The organism is Pseudomonas sp. W15Feb9B (genome assembly GCF_000828175.1).
Classification (GTDB): domain Bacteria; phylum Pseudomonadota; class Gammaproteobacteria; order Pseudomonadales; family Pseudomonadaceae; genus Aquipseudomonas; species Aquipseudomonas parakoreensis.
This window is the reverse complement of the sequence record NZ_JTKF01000035.1, coordinates 85842-100431: the sequence shown is the minus strand read 5'-3', so window position 1 is coordinate 100431 and position 14590 is coordinate 85842. Positions and strand designations below refer to the sequence as shown.

Genomic DNA, 14590 nt, shown 5'->3' with positions numbered 1-14590 from the left:
TTAATGCCAATCAGGTGGTTGTTTTTTGTACAGCGCGAGTTTGAATAAAGAGGCTCGAGAGCGCTGCTGGTTGTATTGCCCGATCACAGACCTTAACAGATCAGGAATCGCTCATTGCCGGGACAAATTTCATGCAAAAAAAAGGCGCCCCCGCGAGGGCGCCTTTTTCCGCTTCAACAGGCGATGTTACTTGCGTTTCATCGACAGGAAGAACTCGTCGTTGGTCTTGGTCGTTTTCAGCTTGTCGACCAGGAACTCGATGGCCGCCACTTCGTCCATCGGGTGCAGCAGCTTGCGCAGGATCCACATGCGCTGCAGTTCGTCATCGGCGGTCAGCAACTCTTCGCGGCGGGTGCCGGAGCGGTTGATGTTGATAGCCGGGAACACACGCTTCTCGGCGATCTTGCGATCCAGAGGCAGCTCCATGTTGCCGGTACCCTTGAACTCTTCGTAGATCACTTCGTCCATCTTCGAACCGGTTTCAACCAGCGCGGTGGCGATAATGGTCAGCGAGCCGCCTTCTTCGATGTTGCGCGCAGCACCGAAGAAACGTTTCGGTTTCTCCAGGGCGTGAGCATCGACACCACCGGTCAGCACCTTGCCGGAGCTCGGGATCACGGTGTTGTAGGCACGGGCCAGACGGGTGATGGAGTCGAGCAGGATCACCACGTCCTTCTTGTGTTCGACCAGGCGCTTGGCCTTCTCGATCACCATTTCGGCAACCTGCACGTGACGGGTCGGCGGTTCGTCGAAGGTCGAGGCAACCACTTCGCCGCGCACGGTGCGCTGCATTTCGGTCACTTCTTCCGGACGCTCGTCGATCAACAGCACGATCAGGTGAACTTCAGGATTGTTACGCGCGATGTTCGCGGCAATGTTCTGCAGCATGATCGTTTTACCGGCCTTCGGCGGTGCAACGATCAGACCACGCTGGCCTTTGCCGATCGGGGCGCACAGGTCGATCACACGACCGGTCAAGTCTTCGGTGGAACCGTTACCGGCCTCCATCTTCATGCGCACGGTCGGGAACAGCGGGGTCAGGTTCTCGAAGAGAATCTTGTTCTTCGCGTTCTCCGGACGATCGAAGTTGATCGTGTCGACCTTGAGCAGAGCGAAGTAACGCTCGCCTTCCTTTGGAGGGCGGATCTTGCCAACGATGGTGTCACCGGTGCGCAAGTTGAAACGACGGATCTGGCTCGGCGAGACGTAGATATCGTCCGGGCCGGCGAGGTAGGAAGCGTCAGCGGAGCGCAGGAAGCCGAAGCCGTCCTGGAGAATCTCCAGCACGCCATCACCGGAGATTTCCTCGCCGCTTTTCGCGTGCTTTTTCAGCAGGGAGAAAATCACGTCCTGCTTGCGCGAACGGGCCATATTTTCTATGCCCATCTGTTCGGCCAATTCGAGCAGTTCGGTAATCGGCTTTTGCTTGAGTTCAGTCAGATTCATATAGGAATGACGTAATCATTTATGGAGGGGGGGAAATTAAGCTTTTGGCTTAATGAGGCCGCGCCGCGGAGAAGGCGACAGGATCGCGAACTTGTTCGAAAAGGAGTGCGTCGGCGACGGCTAGCAGGGGGCAGTGGAGAAACCAGTGCGGGGCCGAATGTACCACCTGAGTTTCGGAGCGTCTAGCCCTGAATACGCAAAAAGCCCCGCAAATTGCGAGGCTTTTTTTCGGCGATTTACAGCGACGCTTAGATGTTGGCGTCGAGGAAAGCAGCCAGTTGCGACTTCGACAGGGCGCCAACTTTGGTCGCTTCAACGTTGCCGTTCTTGAACAGCATCAGCGTCGGGATACCACGCACGCCGTGCTTGGCCGGGGTTTCCTGGTTTTCGTCGATGTTCAGTTTGGCAACGGTCAGCTTGCCTTTGTAGGTCTCGGCAATCTCGTCCAGAACCGGAGCGATCATTTTGCAAGGGCCGCACCATTCAGCCCAGTAGTCGACCAGTACAGCGCCTTCGGCCTTGAGTACGTCGGCTTCGAAGCTGGCGTCGCTAACGTGTTTGATCAGATCGCTGCTCATGGAATTCTCCAGGTTGTAAGCAAAAAAACGTGGCCCATCATATCCGCCCTTCCCTTGTTCAGGAAGCCGCAGTTGATTGAGTCTTGCTATGGCGCCCCATGAGTCTGGGTATAGCCCAAGTCACGCGGCGGCGGGGGCGATGAAGGCGATCCCGGTGCGCAGCGCCGCGTTGCGCACGTGCTCCTGCATGGCTTTCTGGGCTGCTGCGGATGCCCGGCGGGCCAGTGCGCGGAGGATCTTGCGGTGTTCCTGCCAGGTTTCCATCGCCCGTTCGGCGCGGATGAACGGTAGCTTCTGGCTCTCCAGAAAGATCTCGGCGCTGGCGGTGAGGATGCTCAGCATCGCCTGATTGCCGCTGGCCAACAGAATGCGCCGGTGGAATTCGAAGTCGAGTTTCGCCGCAGCCTCGAAGTCCCCCGCCTTCAATTGCTCGCGCATCGCCGCAACGTTGTCCTCCAGCGCATCCAGATCGATCGTGCTCAAGGTCACCGCCGCCAGCCCGGCGGCAAAACCCTCCAGCGCATAGCGCAACTGAAAGATGTCCAGCGGCGAAGCCTGCGCCGCGAACGGCCAGCCCGGCGCATGGTCACCCGGCGCAATGTCCACCGGTGCCTGCACGAACACGCCTTTGCCCGGCTGGATGCTGACCACGCCCAGCGCACTGAGCGATGACAACGCCTCACGCAATGACGCCCGGCTGACCCCCAGTTGCACCGCCAGATCCCGCTGCGACGGCAACGCATCGCCCGCACCGAAACCCTGCTCGGTGATCAGTTTGCGAATGGCTTGTAGCGCCACTTCAGGTACGGCGCGGGAGATCGAGTTCATGGTTTTTTCAGACGAGCCAGACCAAGGTGCGGCTAGTTGTAAAGCTATTCGCCGGATCCGGCAAGTCGTGCCCCAGCGGGGTTCGGCGCCCGCTGCCGGTGCGCCATCGGGGTGCGAAAAACAACCTGACTGTTCAGACCAGTAAGACCGAATAAACCCGGCAAACCCGCGGCCTGCCGGGGATAAATCCGGGTATTGGCACGGCCCGTGCTCTGTCCGATCGCAGAAATCACTTCCCGTCGATCCGGAGATTTGCCATGACCCTGCGTTACCGAGCCCTCCTCGCCGCTCTGTTTTCCAGCCTGATGCTGAGCCAGATCCCCGCCCACGCCGATGGCCTGGAAGACGTGGTCAAACGCGGCACACTGAAAGTCGCCGTGCCTCAGGACTTCCCGCCATTCGGCTCGGTCGGCCCGGACATGAAACCCCGTGGCCTGGATATCGACACGGCGAAGCTGCTGGCTGATCAACTTAAGGTCAAACTCGAACTGACCCCGGTCAACAGCACCAACCGCATCCCGTTCCTCACCACCGGCAAGGTCGATCTGGTGATCTCCAGCCTCGGCAAGAACCCGGAGCGCGAGAAAGTCATCGACTTCTCCCACGCCTACGCGCCGTTCTACCTCGCGGTGTTTGGCCCGCCTGATGCCACCGTCAACACGCTCGACGACCTCAAGGGCAAGACCATCAGTGTCACCCGTGGCGCCATCGAAGACATCGAGCTGACCAAGGTCGCCCCCGAAGGCGTGACCATCAAGCGCTTCGAGGACAACAACTCGACCATCGCCGCTTACCTCGCAGGGCAAGTCGACCTGATCGCCAGCGGCAACGTGGTGATGGTGGCGATCAGCGAGAAGAACCCGAAACGCGTTCCGGCGCTGAAAGTGAAGCTCAAGGATTCGCCGGTCTACGTCGGCGTAAACAAGAACGAGCCCGCGCTGCTGGGCAAGGTCAACGAGATCCTCGCCACCGCCAAGGCCGACGGCGCGCTGGAGAAAAACTCGCAGACCTGGCTCAAAGAGCCGCTGCCGGCCGACCTCTGATCGATCGCGCGGGAGACAATTGATGGCTTATCAGTTCGATTTCATGCCGGTGGTGCAAAACACCGACCTGCTGCTGCGCGGCGCTCTGTTCACCCTGGAACTGACGGCGATTGGCGCAGTGCTCGGCGTCGGCGTGGGCATCGTCGGCGCGCTGGTGCGGGCGTGGAACATTCGCCCGTTCTCGGCACTCTTCGGCGTCTACGTCGAGTTGATCCGCAACACGCCATTTCTGGTGCAGTTATTCTTCATCTTTTTCGGCCTGCCGTCGCTTGGGGTGCAGATTTCCGAGTGGCAGGCAGCGGTGCTGGCGATGGTGATCAACCTCGGCGCGTACTCGACCGAGATCATCCGCGCGGGCATTCAGGCGATTCCGCGCGGGCAACTGGAAGCCGCCGCCGCACTGGCGATGAGCCGTTTCGAAGCGTTCCGCCACGTGGTCCTGCTGCCGGCGCTGGGCAAGGTCTGGCCGGCACTGAGTAGCCAGATCATCATCGTCATGCTCGGCTCGGCGGTGTGTTCGCAGATCGCCACTGAGGAGCTGAGTTTCGCTGCCAACTTCATTCAGTCGCGCAACTTCCGCGCCTTTGAAACCTACGCGCTGACCACGCTGATTTACCTGTGCATGGCGCTGCTGATCCGCCAGTTGCTGAACTGGGTCGGCCGCCGCTATATCGCGAGGAGCAGCCGATGAGCGACTTCACCTTCTGGGACATCCTGCGCAACCTGCTCACCGGCCTGCAGTGGACGCTGGCGCTGTCGCTGGTGGCGTTCATCGGTGGCGGGATCGTCGGGTTGCTGATTCTGGTCATGCGCATCTCGAAAAACCCGTTGCCGAGCAACATTGCCCGCACCTGGATCGAACTGTTCCAGGGCACTCCGCTGCTGATGCAGCTGTTCCTGGTGTTCTTCGGCGTGGCGCTGGCCGGGATCGAAATTTCGCCGTGGATGGCCGCGGCGATTGCCCTGACGCTGTTTACCAGCGCCTATCTGGCGGAGATCTGGCGCGGTTGCGTCGAAGCGATCCCTCACGGTCAGTGGGAAGCGTCATCGAGCCTGGCGCTGAATCCGCTGGAGCAACTGCGCTACGTGATCCTGCCGCAGGCGTTGCGCATCGCGGTGGCGCCGACCGTGGGCTTCTCGGTGCAAGTGGTCAAAGGCACGGCGGTGACCTCGATCATCGGTTTCACCGAGCTGACCAAGACCGGCGGCATGCTCGCCAACGCCACGTTCGAACCGTTCATGGTCTACGGCCTCGTCGCCCTCGGCTACTTCCTGCTCTGCTACCCCTTGTCGCTCAGTGCGCGCTACCTGGAAAGGAGACTGCATGCCTCTGCTTAGAATTTCCGCCCTGCATAAATACTACGGCGATCACCACGTGCTCAAAGGCATCGACCTGAGCGTCGAGGAAGGCCAGGTGGTGGCGATCATCGGCCGCAGCGGCTCGGGCAAATCGACCCTGCTGCGCACCCTCAACGGCCTGGAGTCGATCAATGACGGGGTAATCGAGGTCGACGGCGAGTACCTCGACGCCGCCCGCGCCGACCTGCGCAGCCTGCGGCAGAAAGTCGGCATGGTGTTCCAGCAGTTCAACCTGTTCCCGCACCTGACCGTCGGCGAAAACGTGATGCTCGCCCCGCAAGTGGTGCAGAAAGTACCGAAGGCCAGGGCGGCCGAACTGGCGCGCAAGATGCTCGAACGCGTCGGCCTGGGGGAGAAGTTCGACGCCTTCCCGGATCGGTTGTCTGGCGGGCAGCAACAGCGCGTGGCAATTGCCCGGGCGCTGGCAATGTCGCCGAAAGTGCTGCTGTGCGACGAGATCACCTCGGCGCTGGACCCGGAACTGGTCAATGAAGTGCTGGCCGTGGTGCGCCAACTGGCGAAAGAAGGCATGACGCTGATCATGGTCACCCACGAAATGCGTTTCGCCCGGGAGGTCGGCGACAAACTGGTGTTCATGCACCATGGCAAGGTGCATGAAGTGGGGGATCCGAAGGTGTTGTTTGCCAACCCGCAGACGGCGGAGCTGGCGAATTTCATTGGCACCGTTGAAGCCGCCAACTGAGCCGGCACGCTCCTGTGGCGAGGGAGCTTGCTCCCGCTCGGCTGCGCAGCAGTCGTGAAAGCCGCCGACCGCGATTTACCTGAATCTCGAGGTGAATGGCTTGAGGGCCGCTTCGCAGCCCAGCGGGAGCAAGCTCCCTCGCCACAGAAGCTGTGTTGGATCAAGGGTTTGAACCATGCGCGTTGGCGCCAGCGTTTGATCGTGGCACGATGGCGGGGTTATCGACCGAGACCCCCTGACCATGCCGCAATCCAAAGCCAAGAATCTGTCCCTGATCGCCGCAATCGACCTGGGCTCCAACAGCTTCCACATGGTCGTGGCCAAGGCCCAGAACGGTGAAATCCGCATTCTGGAGCGCCTCGGAGAGAAAGTGCAGCTTGCCGCCGGTATCGACGATGAGCGCCATCTCAACGAAGAATCGATGCAGCGCGGGCTCGATTGCCTCAAGCGTTTTGCCCAACTGATCAACGGCATGCCGCTGGGCGCCGTGCGAATCGTCGGCACCAACGCCCTGCGCGAAGCGCGCAATCGTCTGGAATTCATCCACCGCGCCGAAGAAATCCTCGGTCACCCGGTGGAAGTCATCTCCGGCCGTGAAGAAGCGCGGCTGATTTATCTGGGCGTGTCACACACCCTCGCCGACACCCCGGGCAAGCGTCTGGTGGCCGACATCGGCGGCGGCAGTACCGAATTCATCATCGGGCAGCGGTTTGAACCGCTGCTGCGCGAAAGCCTGCAAATGGGCTGCGTCAGCTTCACCCAGCGCTACTTCAAGGACGGCAAGATCACCCCGGCTCGTTACGCTCAGGCGTACACGGCGGCGCGGCTGGAGATCATGAGCATCGAACACGCCCTGCACCGCCTGACCTGGGATGAAGCCATCGGCTCCTCGGGCACCATCCGCGCCATCGGCCTGGCGCTGAAGGCCGGCGGGCATGGCACCGGCGAAGTGAATGCCGAAGGCCTGGCCTGGCTCAAGCGTCGCCTGTTCAAACTGGGTGACGTCGACAAGATCGATTTCGAAGGCATCAAACCTGACCGCCGGGCGATCTTCCCCGCAGGTCTGGCGATTCTCGAAGCGATCTTCGACGCCCTCGAACTGCAACGCATGGATCACTGCGAAGGCGCACTGCGTGAAGGCGTGCTCTACGACCTGCTCGGCCGCCATCACCACGAAGACGTGCGCGAACGCACCCTGACCTCGTTGATGGAGCGTTATCACGTCGATCTGGAACAAGCGGCACGCGTCGAACGCAAAGCGCTGCACGCCTTTGATCAGGTCGCTGCAGACTGGGAGCTGGATGACGGCATCTGGCGCGAACTGCTCGGTTGGGCGGCGAAAGTCCACGAAGTCGGCCTCGACATCGCGCACTACCACTACCACAAGCACGGAGCCTACCTGATCGAACACTCGGACCTTGCCGGGTTCTCCCGCGAAGACCAGCAAATGCTCGCCCTGCTGGTGCGCGGCCACCGCCGCAACATTCCCAAGGACAAGTTCGCCGAATTCGGAGACGACGGCGACAAGCTGATCCGCCTGTGCGTGCTGCTGCGCTTCGCGATCCTGTTCCACCACATCCGTGGCACCCAGGCGATGCCGCAAGTGGTGCTGCACGCCAAGGGCAACACCCTCGACGTGGAATTCCCGGAGCACTGGCTGGATGAGAATCAGCTGACTCAGGCTGACTTTGGTCTCGAAGCCGAGTGGCTGACCCGGGTGGGCATCGTGCTAACAGTCCACTGATAACCTTGTGGCGAGGGAGCTTGCTCCCGCTGGGGCGCGAAGCGGCCCTTTCTTTAAAAGCATGGGCCTGCTGCGCAGTCCAGCGGGAGCAAGCTCCCTCGCCACAGGTGGGTGAATGACAGGTACAAAAAAGGCGATCCCGAGGGATCGCCTTTTTTATTGCGCTTGCGGCTTAGCTGCTCACCGGCAAAATCGGGCTGCCCAGGCGTTCCAGCAACGTCGCCTGCGCGCTGCGCGGGTTCTGGTTGCCGGTTGGCGTGTTGCGGATGTAACGGCCATCCGACTGCAGGCTCCAGCTGTGGGTGTTGTCGGTCAGGTACAGCTCCAGCTCTTTCTTGACGCGGGTCAGCAGCTTCTTGCCTTCCACCGGGAAGCAAGTCTCGACGCGCTTGTCGAGGTTGCGCTCCATCCAGTCGGCGCTGGAGAGGAACATCTGCTCCTCGCCGCCGTTGAGGAAGTAGAACACTCGGGTGTGTTCAAGGAAGCGACCGATGATCGAGCGCACATGGATGTTGTGCGAAACCCCGGCAATGCCCGGACGCAGACAGCACATGCCACGCACCACCAGATCGATGCGCACGCCGGACTGGCTGGCCTTGTACAGCGCGCGGATGATCTTCGGATCGGTCAGCGAGTTGAACTTGGCGATGATGTGCGCCGGCTTGCCTTCAACGGCGAACTGGGTTTCCCGGGCAATCATGTCGAGCATGCCCTTTTTCAGGGTGAACGGCGCATGCAGCAGCTTCTTCATGCGCAGCGTCTTGCCCATGCCGATCAACTGGCTGAACAGTTTGCCGACATCTTCGCACAGGGCATCGTCGGAGGTCAGCAGGCTGTAGTCGGTGTACAGACGGGCGTTGCCGGCGTGGTAGTTACCGGTGCCGAGGTGCGCGTAACGCACGATCTCGCCGGCCTCACGACGCAGGATCAGCATCATCTTGGCGTGGGTCTTGAAGCCGACTACGCCGTAAATCACCACCGCACCGGCCGCTTGCAGACGGCTGGCCAGTTGCAGGTTGGACTCTTCGTCGAAGCGCGCACGCAGTTCGATGACCGCCGTCACTTCCTTGCCGTTGCGCGCGGCGTCCACCAGCGCATCGACGATTTCCGAGTTGGCGCCGGAGCGGTACAGGGTCTGGCGCACAGCCAATACATGTGGGTCTTTCGCCGCCTGGCGCAGCAGGTCGACCACCGGGGTAAACGACTCGAACGGGTGCAGCAACAGGATGTCCTGCTTGCTGACGACACTGAAAATGTTCTCGCTGTTCTGCAGCAGTTTCGGGATCTGCGGGGTGAACGGCGTGTATTGCAGCTCCGGGTGGCTGTCCAGACCGGTGATGCTGAACAGGCGGGTCAGGTTGACCGGGCCGTTGACCTGATACAGCTCGGTTTCGCTCAGGTTGAACTGCTTGAGCAGGTAGTCCGAGAGGTGTTTCGGGCAGGTGTCGGCGACTTCCAGACGCACCGCATCACCGTAGCGCCGCGAGAACAGCTCACCACGCAGGGCGCGCGCAAGGTCTTCGACATCTTCGGAGTCGAGCGCCAGGTCGGCGTTTCGGGTCAGGCGGAACTGGTAGCAGCCCTTCACCTTCATGCCCTGGAACAGGTCATCGGCGTGGGCGTGGATCATCGACGACAGGAACACATAGTTGTCGCCCGGGCCGCCGACTTCTTCCGGAACCTTGATGATCCGAGGCAGCAGGCGCGGTGCCGGAATGATCGCCAGACCGGAATCGCGACCGAAGGCGTCGATGCCTTCCAGTTCGACGATGAAGTTCAGGCTCTTGTTTACCAGCAACGGGAATGGATGCGTCGGGTCGAGGCCGATCGGGGTGATGATCGGCGCGATCTCGTCGCGGAAGTAGCGGCGCACCCAGGTTTTGATCTTGGTCGTCCAGTGACGGCGACGGATGAAGCGCACCTGATGCTTTTCCAGCTCCGGCAGCAGGATGTCGTTGAGGATTGCGTACTGGCGATCAACATGACCGTGCACCAGCTCGCTGATTCGAGCCAGCGCCTGATGCGGTTGCAGACCATCGGCACCGGCCTGTTCCCGGGCGAAGGTGATCTGCTTCTTCAGCCCGGCGACGCGGATTTCGAAGAACTCGTCGAGGTTGCTGGAGAAAATCAGCAGGAACTTCAGCCGCTCCAGCAACGGATAGGACTCATCCAGCGCCTGTTCCAGCACGCGGATGTTGAACTGCAGTTGCGAAAGCTCGCGGTGGATGTACAGGCTGCTGTCATCCAGCCCCGGGATCGCAATCACTGGCGCCGCCGCAACGGCTTCGGTGACCGGCGCGGGCGGCGCAGGTTCGAGTTCCGGCGGGGTTTCGGTGATTTGCTCCACCACCGGTTGAGCTTCTTTTACTGCAACTTCAGTGAGTCCTTCGGTATTCATCGAATGTTCCTGGGAGGGCTATTTCTGCTCTCGTAACAATTGAGCGGCGCGGACAGCAAAGTAAGTCAGGATGCCATCAGCGCCGGCACGTTTAAAGGCGGTCAGTGACTCGAGAATCACCGCCTCGCTCAACCAGCCATTCTGGATCGCCGCCATGTGCATGGCGTATTCGCCGCTAACCTGATAGACGAAGGTCGGCACTTTGAAGGCATCTTTTACCCGGAAAAGAATGTCCAGGTACGGCATGCCGGGTTTGACCATGACCATGTCCGCGCCTTCAGACAAGTCCGCGCCGACTTCGTGCAACGCTTCATCGCTGTTGGCCGGGTCCATCTGATACGAGGCTTTGTTGGCCTTGCCCAGATTCGCTGCCGAACCCACGGCATCGCGGAACGGCCCGTAATAGGCGCTGGCGTACTTGGCCGAGTAGGCCATGATCCGCACATTGACGTGGCCGGCGATCTCCAGCGCTTCGCGGATCGCCTGAATCCGACCGTCCATCATGTCCGACGGTGCCACGACCTGAGCGCCGGCTTCGGCGTGGGACAGCGCCTGCTTGACCAGCGCGTCGACGGTGATGTCGTTCTGCACGTAGCCTTCTTCGTCGAGAATGCCGTCCTGCCCATGGGTGGTGAACGGATCGAGGGCGACGTCAGTGATCACTCCCAGCTCGGGAAACCGCTCACGCAATGCACGAGTGGCGCGCTGGGCAATGCCCTGCGGGTTCCAGGCTTCGGCGGCGTCGAGGGATTTCAATTCGACAGGCGTAACCGGGAACAGCGCCAGCGCCGGAATGCCCAGTTCGACCCATTTCGCCGCTTCTTCAAGCAGCAGATCGATGGTCAGGCGCTCGACGCCGGGCATCGAGGCCACGGCTTCGCGACGGTTCTCACCGTCAAGCACGAACACCGGCAGGATCAGGTCATCGACCGTCAGCACGTTTTCCCGTACCAGCCGACGCGAAAAATCATCGCGACGGTTGCGGCGCAAACGGGTAGCGGGGAACAAACGGTTGGCAGGGGTAAAGCTCACGGCAGACTCCTGAGCCCGCGCAAACGGGCGAGCGTGACAGTTATAAGCGGCCATTATGACCAACAGATTACAGTTGTGCGTACCCCGTGACATGTAGCCGCATTCCATTGTTAGCGTAGGAATTGTTCACGTCGAGACACATTTCGACACTTTCCTGAATGTGTCCGAAGGGTTAGGCTGCGCGTTCATTTCGCCAGCACCCAGACAATGCTCCAACAATTTCTGCATGACTTCGGCTACTTTGCCCTGTTTCTCGGCACGTTCTTCGAAGGCGAAACCATCCTGGTGCTCGCGGGCTTCCTCGCGTTCCGTGGATACATGGACATCAACCTGGTGGTGGTCGTGGCGTTCTTCGGCAGCTATGCCGGCGATCAGCTGTGGTACTTCCTGGGGCGCAAGCACGGGCGCAAATTGCTCGCGCGCAAACCGCGCTGGCAGATGATGGGCGACCGCGCGCTGGAACACATCCGCAAGCATCCGGACATCTGGGTCCTGAGCTTCCGCTTCGTTTACGGCCTGCGCACGGTGATGCCGGTGGCGATCGGCCTGTCGGGTTATCCGCCGGGACGCTACCTGCTGCTCAACGGCATCGGCGCAGCGATCTGGGCCACCGCTCTGGCGGCCGCCGCCTACCACTTCGGCGCGGTGCTCGAAGGCATGCTCGGCAGCATCAAGAAGTACGAACTGTGGGTGCTCGGCGCCCTGTTGGTACTGGGTGTCGGCCTGTGGCTGCGTCGCCGCTTCAAGAATGCGCGCCTGGCCAAGCAGGTTTACGCCGATGAACAAGCCGCAAAAGCCGCGCGCCTGCTTCAGGCAGAACACACCAAACCCGCCGAGCCTAAGACGCCAGCCGAGTAACACGCTGGCGACAGCCATACAGCCCGATGCCACTGAGCAGGCTGTAACCGAGCAGACCAGCCCAGGCCAACGGGCTGGCTGTCCATAGCCCGAGCAGCGGCGCCAGCCATACCAGGGGCACATTCGACCCCAGCCGCAGCAGCTCGACCTTCAGTGCCCACGGGCGATTCTCCAGCATCACCCCCAGCGCGAACAAACCCCACGCCACTGCGCCCCACCCCAGCAACAGCGCTGTGATCGACAGATGTTGCGCCTGCCCCATCAGGTCACTGCCCAGCGCGATATAGACGCAGAACTGTAGCGCCACATACCACTGGCGACGGCTGTCGAGCGGCACCTCGTACTTGCGGAAGCGGCTCAAGTCGGGTTTGGTCAGCGGGTACTTCGCCGCCACGTCCGCCGGACGCCAGCCGGTGCGCATGAACCAGATCCGCAGCTTGTCCCACTTGCTCTCGGCACGGCGTGCGTCGCCCCACAACTGCACATAGAACTGCACATTGGCCCACAGCGGATTCCAGCTCGCCAGCGGCGTGGTCACACCGAAAATCACCGGCTCGTTGTCGTCCTCTTCCTGAAATGTACCGAACAACCGATCCCAAAGAATGAACACCCCGCCGTAGTTGCGATCCATGTAGAGAGCGTTCTGTGCATGGTGGGCCCGATGATTGGATGGCGTGACGAAGAACCACTCGAACCAGCCGAGCTTGGGAATGTGCCGGGTGTGAACCCAGAACTGATACAGCAGATTCATCGCCGCGACACTGACGAACACCAGCAGCGGCACGCCAAACACGGCCATCGGCAGGTAGAAGATCCAGCCCAGCAGAAATCCGGTACTGGTCTGGCGCAACGCCGTGGAGAGGTTGTATTCCTCGCTCTGGTGATGCACCGAATGCGCGGCCCAAAGAATGTTGCGCTCGTGGCCCAGACGATGCAGCCAGTAATAGCAGAAGTCATAGAAGACAAAGGCCAGCACCCAGACCCAGAGACTGTCTGCCGGCAACCTGAGCAGCGCCAGGTGTTCCAGGGCAAACGCATAGGTCACCAGCCCCAGGCCTTTGGTCAGCAGGCCGGTGGTGGTCGACAACACCCCGGCGCTGAGGCTGTTGACCGAGTCGGCGAGGCGATAGTGTCGGGTCCCGCGCCAGCGATCGGCAAGCAGTTCGGCGGCAATCAGCACGAAGAAAAATGGCACTGCATACAGAATGAAGTCCATGGCGCGCCCCGGTCGGATTCTATGGACAGATCCTAGGTCTAGCCGCCCTTTTCCCCTATGGCAACGTACGACAATTTAGTGGACATTTAGCGCCATGAATCTGGAGAGAAACCCATGAGCAAAAAAGTTGCAGTGATCCTGTCCGGCAGCGGCGTGTACGACGGCGCCGAAATCCATGAAAGCGTCATCACCCTGCTGCGCCTGGATCAACGCGGCGCACAGGTGCAATGCTTCGCGCCGAACATCGCGCAATTGCATGTGATCAATCACCTGACCGGTGAAGAAATGCCCGAAACGCGCAACGTGCTGGTGGAGTCGGCGCGCATTGCCCGCGGCAACATCAAGGACATCCGCGAGGCCGACGTCGATGACTTCGACGCGCTGATCGTACCTGGCGGTTTTGGCGCCGCGAAAAACCTCTCGAACTTTGCCGTCGAAGGTGCCGGCTGCGCAGTACAGCCTGAGGTGCTGGCCTTGGCGGAAGCCTTTGCCGAAGCGGGCAAACCGGTGGGCCTGATGTGCATCTCGCCGGCGCTGGCAGCGAAGATCTACGGCCCGGGCGTGACCTGCACCATCGGCAACGATGCCGACACCGCCACCGCGATGAACAAGATGGGCGCCAGCCACGAAGACTGCGCGGTGACTGACATCATTGAAGACAAGGCACGCAAACTGGTGACGACCCCGGCTTACATGCTGGCGCAGAACATCAGTGAAGCGGCTTCGGGGATCAACAAACTGGTGGATCGCGTTCTGGAACTGACTCACGAGAACGATGCCTGACACGACCTTTCTGAAGGGTTTTTGTGGTGAGGGGATTTATCCCCGATGGCTGCGCAGCAGCCCCTTGCATCTTGAAGCACTGGGCCTGCTGCGCAGGCCATCGGGGATAAATCCCCTCACCACAGGTATACGGTTGAATCAGGGTTTGCGGGTCAGGCGGGTGAGGATGCGGTCCAGCGCATTGGCAAACGCCTGCTTCTCGCGCTCGCCGAACGGTGCCGGGCCGCCGCTGATCTGGCCCTGCTCACGCAGGTCGGTGAACAGGTTGCGCACCGCCAGCCGCTCACCCATGTTCTGCGCATCGAACTCCTTGCCGCGCGGGTCAAGCGCCGCTACACCTTTCTTCACCAGGCGATCGGCCAGCGGAATATCGCTGCAGATCACCAGCTCTCCGGGCACCGCGTGCTCGACCAGATAATCGTCCGCCGCATCCGGGCCGCTGGGCACCACGATCAGCTTGACGATCGCCAGCCCCGGCTTGATCTGCGGTTGCCCCGCCACCAGCACCACTTCGAACCGGCGCTTGAGGGCGAACTTCACCACCAGCTCCTTGGCGGCCCGCGGGCAGGCGTCGGCATCGATCCATACGCGCATCATTTTTT

Annotated in this window: 14 protein-coding genes; 7 read left to right on the top strand and 7 right to left on the bottom strand. The window is 61.1% G+C overall.

The window, feature by feature from the left end:
- Positions 1–186 precede the first annotated feature (186 nt).
- From rho to OC71_RS18205, 3 genes are all read right to left on the bottom strand, one after another.
- Complete coding sequence (rho, locus tag OC71_RS18215) at positions 187–1446, bottom strand: transcription termination factor Rho (protein WP_003229334.1); 1260 nt, start codon at positions 1444–1446, stop codon at positions 187–189.
- 248 nt (positions 1447–1694) lie between these two features.
- Positions 1695–2024: a thioredoxin TrxA gene (trxA, locus tag OC71_RS18210; protein ID WP_003206727.1), complete on the bottom strand. Its 330-nt coding sequence runs from the start codon at positions 2022–2024 to the stop codon at positions 1695–1697.
- Positions 2025–2144: 120 nt separating this feature from the next.
- Positions 2145–2852 (bottom strand): FadR/GntR family transcriptional regulator, encoded by a 708-nt coding sequence (locus OC71_RS18205; protein WP_041072046.1) that lies wholly within the window; start codon positions 2850–2852, stop codon positions 2145–2147.
- Positions 2853–3109: 257 nt separating this feature from the next.
- On the opposite strand from OC71_RS18205, the gene OC71_RS18200 reads away from it, so the two are divergent.
- From OC71_RS18200 to ppx, 5 genes are all read left to right on the top strand, one after another.
- Positions 3110–3895, top strand: a complete 786-nt coding sequence (locus tag OC71_RS18200) for a transporter substrate-binding domain-containing protein (protein WP_041072044.1) — start codon at positions 3110–3112, stop codon at positions 3893–3895.
- A gap of 22 nt (positions 3896–3917) precedes the next feature.
- Positions 3918–4586 carry an amino acid ABC transporter permease gene (locus OC71_RS18195; protein WP_041072042.1) on the top strand — a complete coding sequence of 223 codons (669 nt, stop codon included), beginning with the start codon at positions 3918–3920 and terminating at the stop codon, positions 4584–4586.
- Positions 4583–5233, top strand: coding sequence for an amino acid ABC transporter permease (locus OC71_RS18190; RefSeq protein ID WP_041072041.1), 651 nt, complete (start codon positions 4583–4585; stop codon positions 5231–5233). Before OC71_RS18195 ends, OC71_RS18190 begins: the two co-directional genes overlap by 4 nt.
- Positions 5220–5957: an amino acid ABC transporter ATP-binding protein gene (locus tag OC71_RS18185; protein WP_041072039.1), complete on the top strand. Its 738-nt coding sequence runs from the start codon at positions 5220–5222 to the stop codon at positions 5955–5957. The genes OC71_RS18190 and OC71_RS18185 overlap by 14 nt, the downstream gene beginning before the upstream one ends.
- A 241-nt stretch (positions 5958–6198) precedes the next feature.
- Positions 6199–7701, top strand: coding sequence for an exopolyphosphatase (ppx, locus tag OC71_RS18180; RefSeq protein ID WP_041072037.1), 1503 nt, complete (start codon positions 6199–6201; stop codon positions 7699–7701).
- Positions 7702–7873: 172 nt separating this feature from the next.
- Here ppx and ppk1 read toward each other — a convergent pair whose 3' ends face one another.
- Together ppk1 and hemB are read right to left on the bottom strand one after the other, a co-directional pair.
- A complete protein-coding gene (gene ppk1 / locus OC71_RS18175) occupies positions 7874–10099 on the bottom strand; it encodes a polyphosphate kinase 1 (RefSeq protein WP_041072035.1) in 2226 nt (741 codons plus the stop codon).
- Between the two features lie 18 nt (positions 10100–10117).
- Positions 10118–11131 (bottom strand): porphobilinogen synthase, encoded by a 1014-nt coding sequence (gene hemB, locus OC71_RS18170; RefSeq protein ID WP_041072033.1) that lies wholly within the window; start codon positions 11129–11131, stop codon positions 10118–10120.
- Between the two features lie 207 nt (positions 11132–11338).
- On the opposite strand from hemB, the gene OC71_RS18165 reads away from it, so the two are divergent.
- Entirely contained in the window at positions 11339–11989 is a 651-nt protein-coding gene (locus tag OC71_RS18165) for a DedA family protein (protein WP_041072031.1), read from the top strand.
- Here OC71_RS18165 and OC71_RS18160 read toward each other — a convergent pair.
- On the bottom strand, positions 11970–13205 hold the full coding sequence (locus tag OC71_RS18160) for a sterol desaturase family protein (protein ID WP_041072029.1): 1236 nt from the start codon (positions 13203–13205) through the stop codon (positions 11970–11972). The genes OC71_RS18165 and OC71_RS18160 overlap by 20 nt on opposite strands.
- Before the next feature lie 114 nt (positions 13206–13319).
- On the opposite strand from OC71_RS18160, the gene elbB reads away from it, so the two are divergent.
- Positions 13320–13988: an isoprenoid biosynthesis glyoxalase ElbB gene (gene elbB, locus OC71_RS18155; RefSeq protein ID WP_027610468.1), complete on the top strand. Its 669-nt coding sequence runs from the start codon at positions 13320–13322 to the stop codon at positions 13986–13988.
- A 138-nt stretch (positions 13989–14126) separates the two neighbouring features.
- Here elbB and OC71_RS18150 read toward each other — a convergent pair whose 3' ends face one another.
- The gene (locus tag OC71_RS18150; protein WP_041072028.1) at positions 14127–14582 is read right to left on the bottom strand and encodes a YaiI/YqxD family protein; all 456 of its coding nucleotides are present in this window, start codon (positions 14580–14582) and stop codon (positions 14127–14129) included.
- Positions 14583–14590: the final 8 nt, after the last annotated feature.

What these genes read in the sequence shown, in the direction of transcription:
- OC71_RS18195 (WP_041072042.1), top strand. Translation starts at nt 3,918, where the DNA reads ATGGCTTATCAGTTCGATTTCATGCCGGTGGTGCAAAACACCGACCTG.
- elbB (WP_027610468.1), top strand. Translation starts at nt 13,320, where the DNA reads ATGAGCAAAAAAGTTGCAGTGATCCTGTCCGGCAGCGGCGTGTACGAC.
- OC71_RS18165 (WP_041072031.1), top strand. Translation starts at nt 11,339, where the DNA reads ATGCTCCAACAATTTCTGCATGACTTCGGCTACTTTGCCCTGTTTCTC.
- OC71_RS18190 (WP_041072041.1), top strand. Translation starts at nt 4,583, where the DNA reads ATGAGCGACTTCACCTTCTGGGACATCCTGCGCAACCTGCTCACCGGC.
- OC71_RS18185 (WP_041072039.1), top strand. Translation starts at nt 5,220, where the DNA reads ATGCCTCTGCTTAGAATTTCCGCCCTGCATAAATACTACGGCGATCAC.
- OC71_RS18205 (WP_041072046.1), bottom strand. Translation starts at nt 2,852, where the DNA reads ATGAACTCGATCTCCCGCGCCGTACCTGAAGTGGCGCTACAAGCCATT.
- ppx (WP_041072037.1), top strand. Translation starts at nt 6,199, where the DNA reads ATGCCGCAATCCAAAGCCAAGAATCTGTCCCTGATCGCCGCAATCGAC.
- trxA (WP_003206727.1), bottom strand. Translation starts at nt 2,024, where the DNA reads ATGAGCAGCGATCTGATCAAACACGTTAGCGACGCCAGCTTCGAAGCC.
- OC71_RS18150 (WP_041072028.1), bottom strand. Translation starts at nt 14,582, where the DNA reads ATGCGCGTATGGATCGATGCCGACGCCTGCCCGCGGGCCGCCAAGGAG.
- ppk1 (WP_041072035.1), bottom strand. Translation starts at nt 10,099, where the DNA reads ATGAATACCGAAGGACTCACTGAAGTTGCAGTAAAAGAAGCTCAACCG.
- OC71_RS18160 (WP_041072029.1), bottom strand. Translation starts at nt 13,205, where the DNA reads ATGGACTTCATTCTGTATGCAGTGCCATTTTTCTTCGTGCTGATTGCC.
- OC71_RS18200 (WP_041072044.1), top strand. Translation starts at nt 3,110, where the DNA reads ATGACCCTGCGTTACCGAGCCCTCCTCGCCGCTCTGTTTTCCAGCCTG.
- rho (WP_003229334.1), bottom strand. Translation starts at nt 1,446, where the DNA reads ATGAATCTGACTGAACTCAAGCAAAAGCCGATTACCGAACTGCTCGAA.